Annotated in this window: 10 protein-coding genes and 1 pseudogene; 9 read left to right on the top strand and 2 right to left on the bottom strand. The window is 70.2% G+C overall.

Annotated elements, in window-relative coordinates:
* A partial coding sequence (locus ACWEOZ_RS43830; RefSeq protein ID WP_451916593.1) for a hypothetical protein occupies positions 1-265 on the bottom strand: 265 nt, incomplete at its 3' end.
* Positions 266-725: 460 nt separating this feature from the next.
* On the opposite strand from ACWEOZ_RS43830, the gene pdxS reads away from it, so the two are divergent.
* From pdxS to ACWEOZ_RS43810, 4 genes are all read left to right on the top strand, one after another.
* Positions 726-1631 (top strand): pyridoxal 5'-phosphate synthase lyase subunit PdxS, encoded by a 906-nt coding sequence (pdxS, locus tag ACWEOZ_RS43825; RefSeq protein ID WP_451916592.1) that lies wholly within the window; start codon positions 726-728, stop codon positions 1629-1631.
* Between the two features lie 146 nt (positions 1632-1777).
* Positions 1778-2380, top strand: a complete 603-nt coding sequence (pdxT, locus tag ACWEOZ_RS43820; protein ID WP_451916591.1) for a pyridoxal 5'-phosphate synthase glutaminase subunit PdxT — start codon at positions 1778-1780, stop codon at positions 2378-2380.
* Positions 2381-2443: 63 nt separating this feature from the next.
* The gene (locus tag ACWEOZ_RS43815) at positions 2444-3196 is read left to right on the top strand and encodes a YebC/PmpR family DNA-binding transcriptional regulator (RefSeq protein ID WP_451916590.1); all 753 of its coding nucleotides are present in this window, start codon (positions 2444-2446) and stop codon (positions 3194-3196) included.
* A gap of 47 nt (positions 3197-3243) precedes the next feature.
* On the top strand, positions 3244-3789 hold the full coding sequence (locus ACWEOZ_RS43810) for a Uma2 family endonuclease (RefSeq protein ID WP_451916589.1): 546 nt from the start codon (positions 3244-3246) through the stop codon (positions 3787-3789).
* A 4-nt stretch (positions 3790-3793) separates the two neighbouring features.
* Here the strand turns inward: ACWEOZ_RS43810 and ACWEOZ_RS43805 are convergent, their stop codons facing one another.
* Positions 3794-4372, bottom strand: a complete 579-nt coding sequence (locus ACWEOZ_RS43805; protein ID WP_451916588.1) for a hypothetical protein — start codon at positions 4370-4372, stop codon at positions 3794-3796.
* A gap of 281 nt (positions 4373-4653) precedes the next feature.
* Between ACWEOZ_RS43805 and ruvC the strand changes: the two genes are divergently transcribed.
* The 5 genes and pseudogenes from ruvC to ACWEOZ_RS43780 all read left to right on the top strand — a co-directional run.
* On the top strand, positions 4654-5193 hold the full coding sequence (gene ruvC, locus ACWEOZ_RS43800) for a crossover junction endodeoxyribonuclease RuvC (RefSeq protein WP_451916587.1): 540 nt from the start codon (positions 4654-4656) through the stop codon (positions 5191-5193).
* Entirely contained in the window at positions 5190-5792 is a 603-nt protein-coding gene (gene ruvA / locus ACWEOZ_RS43795; protein WP_360557170.1) for a Holliday junction branch migration protein RuvA, read from the top strand. The genes ruvC and ruvA overlap by 4 nt, the downstream gene beginning before the upstream one ends.
* A complete protein-coding gene (gene ruvB / locus ACWEOZ_RS43790; protein WP_451916586.1) occupies positions 5789-6856 on the top strand; it encodes a Holliday junction branch migration DNA helicase RuvB in 1068 nt (355 codons plus the stop codon). Before ruvA ends, ruvB begins: the two co-directional genes overlap by 4 nt.
* Positions 6857-6998: 142 nt before the next feature.
* Positions 6999-7403: a preprotein translocase subunit YajC gene (gene yajC, locus ACWEOZ_RS43785; RefSeq protein ID WP_451916585.1), complete on the top strand. Its 405-nt coding sequence runs from the start codon at positions 6999-7001 to the stop codon at positions 7401-7403.
* A gap of 224 nt (positions 7404-7627) precedes the next feature.
* A pseudogene (locus ACWEOZ_RS43780) lies at positions 7628-8106 on the top strand (protein translocase subunit SecD); the annotation flags it as partial.

The raw sequence follows: 8106 nt of genomic DNA, 5'->3' as shown, positions 1-8106 counted from the left end.
CGGGGAACTGGATGTTGCACGAGATGGTCACGTTCACGACGCAGCTGTTCGAGAAGATCCCGACGCTGGTCGGCTGACCTCCCGCAGCATCGAAAGGGCCGCCCACCGGGCGGCCCTTTTTCGCGTCGGCCTTCCATCCCCACCAGCCCCACCAGCCGAGCCGGTCCCACCAGCCGATCGCGGCTCCACCAGCCGAGGTCCGCCCGACCAGCCGATCGCGGCTCCACCAGCCGAGGTCCGCCCGACCAGCCGATCGCGGCTCCACCAGCCGAGGTCCGCCCGCCCAGCCGGCCGCGCCACCCAACCTGCCGGGCTGCCCCGCCGCCCGGCCAGCCAGGCAGCCGGTCGCCAAGCCACGCAGCCTCTCAGCCGGCCCGCCGGCCGGCCGGCCACTCGAAAGCACCGCCCCCACCGCGAGGCGGCACGGCAAGCCCCGCAACAAAACCCAGCGCCCCCCGCCCGGCGCGAAGCGCAAACAGGTCCGGAGGCGGAGCCGGGGTTTGCCCGCAGTGCGGGCGAGGGCGAGTGGTCCCGCACAAGGCAGGGAGCGAAGCGACCGACCTCGGCGGGAGCGACGGTCAGCACCCCCCACCCAGCCACGACATGAACTTGATCTTGATGAAGGAAAGAGCCCCGAGCAGGCCACCTTGGGGTCGATTGGCCATCGGTGGCACCCTTCGGCCGTCCTAAAATTCAGCGGAGATCAAACCGAAGGAGTCTTCGCTGTGTCCAGCTCTGAGAGCCCCACGTCCCTCACCGGTACCGCTCGCGTGAAGCGGGGGATGGCCGAGATGCTCAAGGGTGGTGTGATCATGGATGTGGTCACGCCGGAGCAGGCCAAGATCGCTGAGGATGCCGGTGCTGTCGCGGTCATGGCGCTCGAGCGGGTGCCGGCGGACATCCGGGCCCAGGGTGGCGTCTCGCGGATGAGTGACCCCGACATGATCGACGGGATCATCGACGCCGTCTCCATCCCGGTCATGGCCAAGGCCCGGATCGGGCATTTCGTCGAGGCGCAGGTGCTGCAGTCGCTCGGCGTCGACTATGTCGACGAGTCCGAGGTGCTGACGCCGGCCGACTACGCCAACCACATCGACAAGTGGGCTTTCACCGTGCCTTTCGTCTGTGGCGCCACCAATCTCGGTGAGGCGTTGCGGCGGATCACCGAGGGTGCGGCCATGATCCGGTCCAAGGGTGAGGCCGGCACCGGCGACGTCTCGAACGCCACCACGCACATGCGCACCATCCGGGGTGAGATCCGCCGGCTGACGTCGCTGGCCGAGGACGAGCTGTTCGTCGCGGCCAAGGAGCTGCAGGCGCCGTACGACCTGGTCAAGGAGGTCGCCGCGGCCGGCAAGCTGCCGGTTGTCATGTTCACCGCGGGCGGCATCGCCACCCCGGCCGACGCGGCGATGATGATGCAGCTCGGCGCCGAGGGCGTCTTCGTCGGCTCCGGCATCTTCAAGTCCGGCAATCCCGCCCAGCGTGCCGCCGCGATCGTCAAGGCTGTCACGTTCCACGACGACCCCGACGTGATCGCCAAGGTCTCGCGCGGGCTGGGTGAGGCCATGGTCGGCATCAACGTCGAGGAGATCCCGCAGCCGCACCGGCTCGCCGAGCGTGGCTGGTAAATCCGAGAAGCACGATGTCGTGCCTGGGTGCATGGTGCTGACCGTCGCTCCCGCCGAGGCCGGGCGCAGGGCCCCGAGGAGCTGTCGCTCCAGGACAGGACCCTGCGCCCTTCCTTGTGCGTGAGTGGTGAATAGAAGAGGAGCGCATGAACATCGGAGTGCTCGCCCTGCAGGGCGACGTACGGGAGCATCTGTCCGCCCTGGCCGAGAGCGACGTCCTGGCCCGGCCGGTCCGCCGGCCCGAGGAGCTCGAGCAGGTCGACGCCCTGGTCATCCCCGGGGGCGAGTCCACCACCATGAGCAACCTGGCCATCACGTTCGGGCTGCTCGAGCCGATCCGCAAGCGCATCGCCGGCGGGATGCCCGTCTACGGCTCCTGCGCCGGCATGATCATGCTGGCCACGACCGTGCTGGACGGGCGGCCCGACCAGGAGTCGTTCGCCGGGATCGACATGACCGTGCGACGCAACGCCTTCGGGCGGCAGGTCGACTCGTTCGAGGCCGGCGTGGCCATCGACGACATTCCCGGTGACGACTTCCACGCCGTTTTCATCCGCGCCCCCTGGGTCGAGGAGGTCGGCGCGGAAGTCAGCGTGCTGGGCCGCGTCACGACCGGGCCGGCCGCCGGTAGGATTGTCGCCGTTCGGCAGGGCAACCTGCTCGCCACGGCTTTCCACCCGGAGCTCACCGGCGACCTCCGCGTCCACCGGTACTTCGTCGAGATCGTTCGTCAGTCCTCGGCCCGTTGACGGGCGGCGGCGGGGCGGTTGGAAGGGCAGGCCGAAGACGCACGGTTAACACGGAGGTTTTGTATGTCCGGCCACTCCAAATGGGCGACGACGAAGCACAAGAAAGCTGTCATCGACGCCAAGCGCGGCAAGATGTTCGCCAAGCTGATCAAGAACATCGAGGTCGCGGCCCGCACGGGCGGTGGTGACCCGGCCGGCAACCCGACGCTCTACGACGCCATCCAGAAGGCCAAGAAGAGCTCGGTTCCCAACAACAACATCGACAACGCCGTCAAGCGCGGCTCGGGCCTGGAAGCCGGCGGCGCCGACTGGCAGACCATCATGTACGAGGGCTACGGCCCCAACGGCGTGGCCCTGCTGATCGAGTGCCTGACCGACAACCGCAACCGCGCGGCGACCGAGGTCCGTACGGCCCTGACCCGCAACGGCGGCACCTTCGCCGACGCCGGCAGCGTGTCGTACCTGTTCAACCGCAAGGGCGTGATCATCGTCCCGAAGGCCGGCCTGTCCGAGGACGACCTCATGCTGGCCGTCCTGGACGCGGGCGCGGAGGAGATCAACGACCTGGGCGAGTCGTTCGAGGTGGTCAGCGAGCCGACCGACCTGGTGGCGGTCCGCACGGCGCTGCAGGAAGCCGGCATCGACTACGACTCGGCGGAGTCCTCCCTGGTCCCGACCATGACGGTCCCGGTGGACGAGGAAGCGGCCCGCAAGTGCTTCAAGCTCATCGACGTCCTCGAGGACTGCGACGACGTCCAGAACATCTATGCGAACCTCGACGTGAGCGACGAAGTGATGGCCGCCATCGACGCGTGACGCGTGACACGTAGTCGCGTGACTAGTAGGGTGAGGGGGTCCCTGTAATGGCGAGTATCAATCTGCCGCCGATCGAGAGTATCGATGTCGACGACCTCCTCACCCTGCCCGAGGGTTACCGTTACGAGCTGCACGAGGGAAACCTCGTCATCATGACGCCGTCCACCTTCTGGCATAAGTCGATGGCGGGCCGGCTGTTCCTGCTGCTGCACACGGCCGGGCTGCAGGTCTTTCAGGATCCCGGCGTGCTGGGTGAACGACCCCGGGACAACCGCCTGCCCGATCTCGGTGTCGTCGACGTCCTGCCACCGGGCCTGGCGTCGTACTCGAACCTGCCCGGTTCGGCGTACCGCCTGGTCATCGAGATCGTCTCGGAGAATTCCCGCAACGGCGAGCACACCGACAAGATGGCCTGGTACGCCCAGCGCGGCATCCCGGAGTACTGGATCGTCGAGCAGACCCCCGAGCGGGCCGACGACGACGCGCTCGTGCTCGTCCACGTCCTGTCCCACTCCGGCGACGGCAAGTCCGCGTACGAGCGCGAGCGCAGCCTCCTGCTGTCCGAGCTCGAAGCGGAGCACCGCGCCCGCTGACCGCTCAGGTGGTGGCGGAGAACTGGGACATGAACTGGACCATGCCGCCGACCAGGAAGACCATGCCGCCGCCCACGGCGCAGTAGCGCCGCCACAGGTAACGGCGGTAGGCGTGCACCCAGGCGATCTCCGCCTCGGCGATGACCTCGGTGCCGGACCGGACCGTGGAGGGCAGCAGGGCCGCGAGTTGCTGGGCGACCGATTCATGAGCGGGCGCCGGCGGGCGTTGATACTGCACCAGCGCTGCGGACGGCACCGCCGCCTGCGGGATCCGGTCGTGGTCGCCCAAAACCAGCACCTCGACCGGGTAGATCTGGTCCTCGCGCCACTGCTTCGTCCGCGCGGTCAGGCGACGGTCCAGAAGTCGCGCGGCGGCATCCCGGCGGGTGAGCCGGCCGATCCAGGTCAGCCAACGCCACCGGCCCGCCAGGTCGGTCAGCACCTGCATGCACAGCTCCGGCGCCGAGCGCTCGCCGCCGGTCAGCCGGGCCGCCTCGTCGTGCAGCATGTCGTGCCGCGCGGCTACGAAGGCGATGAACTCCGGCGGAGTCTCGTCCTCCATCGGCGGGATGAGGTAAGCCATGGTGACCTCCCTGTCCCATGGTCGGCGCACCGCAGAGCCGGCGCAAGACGACCACCAAGACCACCTCGGCCATGCAATCAGACGGCAGGGTGAGGGTGGCCGTCCATGAGCCGCCAGGCGATTGGTCACCCTCGCCCGGTCTCGGCGGGAGCGACGGTCAGGGCCATGCGACCAGGCACGACATGTCCTTGACTTTGATCTTGATCGAGATGTGTGTGTCGCCCGCAGCTCGACCCGGCCCATCCCATAGGGTGTCGAACACACGTCCGAGGGGGGTTCTGGTGCGGGTGCTCGGCATCGACCCGGGGTTGACCCGGTGCGGCGTCGGCGTGGTCGAGGGGGTGCCCGGCCGGCCGGGCAAGCTCATCGGCTACTACGTCGTCTACTCCGAGCCCGACGAGGACATCGCGCTGAGGCTGCTGCACCTGGACAAGTCGCTCGGGGAGCTCGTCGCCGAGCACCGGCCCGACAGTGTCGCCGTCGAGCGGGTCTTCAGCCAGCACAACGTCCGTACCGTGATGGGGACCGCCCAGGCCAGCGCCGTCGCCATCCTGGCCGGGTCGCGGGCCGGGCTCCCGGTGCAGACCTACACGCCCAGCGAGGTCAAGGCGGCCGTCACCGGCTCCGGCACCGCCGGCAAGGCGCAGGTCACCAGCATGGTCACCCGGCTGCTGGGGCTGGACGCCCCGCCGCGCCCGGCCGACGCCGCCGACGCCCTGGCCCTCGCGATCTGTCACATCTGGCGCGGTGGCACCCGCGCCCGCATCCAGGCCGCGGCCGTGGCCGCCGCCTCCGCTCGCAGGGGAGGACACCGACGATGATCGCCAGCGTGCGTGGCGTGGTGGCCGCGATCGCCACCGACAGTGCCGTGATCGAGGTCGGCGGGGTCGGCCTGCAGGTGCAGTGCGCGCCGGCCACCCTGGCCGGGCTCAAGGCCGGCGCCGAGGCCCGGCTGTCGACCAGCATGGTCGTGCGGGAGGACTCGCTCACCCTGTACGGCTTCGCCGACGACGACGAGAAGCACCTGTTCGAGCTGCTCCAGACGGCCAGCGGGGTCGGCCCGCGGCTGGCCCAGGCGGTGCTCGCCGTGCATCAACCCGAGGTCGTCCGCCGCGCGGTGTCCAGTGGGGACATCGCCACCCTGACCCGGGTGCCGGGGATCGGCAAGAAGGGCGCCGAACGCCTGGTCCTGGAGCTGCGCGACCGCATCGGCGCGGTGTCGACCGGGCCCGACGGGGTGGCCGGCTCGCTCAGCGGCGGCTGGCAGGAGCAGGTGCGCCAGGGTGTGATCGCGCTCGGCTGGTCGGCGCAGCAGGCCGACCAGGCCGTCGCCGCGGTCGCCGAGTCGATCGACGGCGAGGTGCCGGCCGTGCCGGTGCTGCTGCGCCAGGCGATCCGGCTGCTGGGCCGCACCCGATGACCGACGATCCCGGCGACCTCGTCTCGCCGTTCGCCGAGGACGAGGAGCTCGACGCCGAGGCCAGCGTCCGGCCCCGCCGGCTGGCCGACTTCATCGCCCAGCACCGCGTCCGCGACCAGCTCGAGCTGCTGCTCAAGGGCGCGATGGGCCGCGGCACCCCGCCCGACCACATCCTGCTCAGCGGGCCGCCCGGCCTGGGCAAGACCACCCTGGCCAACATCGTGGCCGCCGAGCTGGGCACCGGCATCCGGACCACCAGCGGCCCGGTCATCGAACGCTCCGGCGACCTCGCGGCCATCCTCACCGGACTGGCCGAGGGTGACGTGCTGTTCATCGACGAGATCCACCGCATCGCCAAACCCGCCGAGGAACTGCTCTACAGCGCCATGGAGGACTTCCGGGTCGACGTGGTCGTGGGCAAGGGGCCCGGGGCCACCGCCATCCCGCTCGACGTGGAGCCGTTCACGCTGGTCGGCGCCACCACCCGGGCCGGGCTGCTCTCCGGGCCGATGCGCGACCGCTTCGGATTCGTGGCCCACCTGGACTTCTACTCGCCGGCCGACCTGGACGCGCTGCTGCACCGCTCCGCGCGCATCCTCGGTGTGCCGATCACCCCGGAGGGCGCGGCCGAGATCGCCGGGCGCTCCCGCGGCACCCCGCGCATCGCCAACCGGCTGCTGCGCCGGGTCCGCGACTACGCCGAGGTGCGTGGCGACGGCATCGTCGACGAGGTGACCGCCAAGGCCGCCCTGACCGTGTACGACGTGGACCAGCTCGGACTGGACCGGCTCGACCGGGCGGTGCTGCGCGCGCTCATCGAGTCGTTCCGCGGCGGGCCGGTCGGGCTCTCCACGCTGGCCGTGGCCGTGGGGGAGCAGTCCGACACCGTGGAGGAGGTGTGTGAGCCGTTCCTGGTGCGGGCGGGGCTGCTCGCGCGTACGCCGCGGGGCCGGGTCGCCACCGACGCGGGCTGGCAGCACCTCGGCAAGCGGCCGCCGGAGGGCCGGGGCGTGTTGCCGCAGCAACCCGACCTGTTCGCCCGGGACGCCGAAAGCTCTCCGTAATGTGAACGTGACGTGTGCCGCTTATCTACTTCCCAGCTAGAGGGATTAGACTCGCCGCCGTTCGAACGGGATGTGTATATCGCCCCGTCGTGTGCCCCACGCCGCGCCGCGGGCCCCAGGGCCAGTCTGGAAGGTCGTCTTCGTGTCTATCGCAGCTCAAGCGCAGGGCGGTGGCAGTTTCACGCCATTGCTTCTGATCGTCCTGCTCTTCGGCGTCATGTATTTCATGATGATCCGCCCGCAGCAGAAGCGGCGCCGTGAGGCTCAGCAGATGCAGTCCGCGCTCGGCCCCGGCGACGAGGTCGTGACCATCGGCGGCCTGCACGCGACCGTGGTGGACGTGGCCGACGACGTCGTGACCGTGGAGATCTCTCCCGGAGTGAACGCCCGCTTCGCCCGCCCGGCGATCGCCAAGGTCGTCAAGCAGACGCCGGCCGACGAGGTCGTCGCCGACGACGAGCCCGTCGTCGCCGACCCGGTCACCGAGCCCGGCGCGACCACGCCGATCGAGAGCCCGGTCGTCGAGACCCGCAAGACCAAGGACTGACGGCGGCGGCCGGTCCCCACCGCGGGCCGCACCGGAAAAGTACGACAGGCCGTGAGGCGGGGCAGCCGGACGGCTCGTTGTTGTGAATAATCGGCGCCGGGCAAATCGGCCGGAAACCCGCCTGCGCGGCGGACCACCGGCCCGGCGTCCGTCTGTACCCCCGGATTCATCCCCAGCGCCGCGCGCTCCCGCCGCGGCCGAGAAGTACGAGGAGATCGACAGTCGTGGCACGACCACCACAGGGACAGAGTCATCCCGGGCGGCAGCTCGCCGTGCTCGGTCTCCTCTTCGTCATCCTCTATGCCCTGGTCTTCTTCGGCGCGGGCGCCAAGGGTGACTGGCACGAGCGGCTCGAGCCCAAGCTCGGCCTCGACCTGATCGGCGGCACCCAGGCGACCTACGTCGCGTCGCTGCAGTCCAACGGGCAGCCGCCGCCGCAGGCCAGCATGGAGGAAGCTCGCAAGATCATCGACCAGCGGGTCAACGCGCTCGGCGTGGCCGAGGCCGAGGTCGTCGTCGAGGGCAACCGCAACATCGTGGTCTCCGTCGCCGGTGAGTCCGACGACCAGCTGAAGAACGTCGGCCAGGCCGCGCAGATGCGCTTCCGCAAGGTGCTCAAGGCGACCGGCGACAACGCCGCCGTGGCGGCCAACCCGCCGTCCGCGAGCGCCGCGCCGAGCGGAGCCGCGCCGAGCGGATCGGA

This window comes from Actinoplanes sp. NPDC004185 (assembly GCF_053603475.1).
Note: the sequence above shows the minus strand (reverse complement) of the source record. Positions and strands in the feature narration are given on the sequence as shown.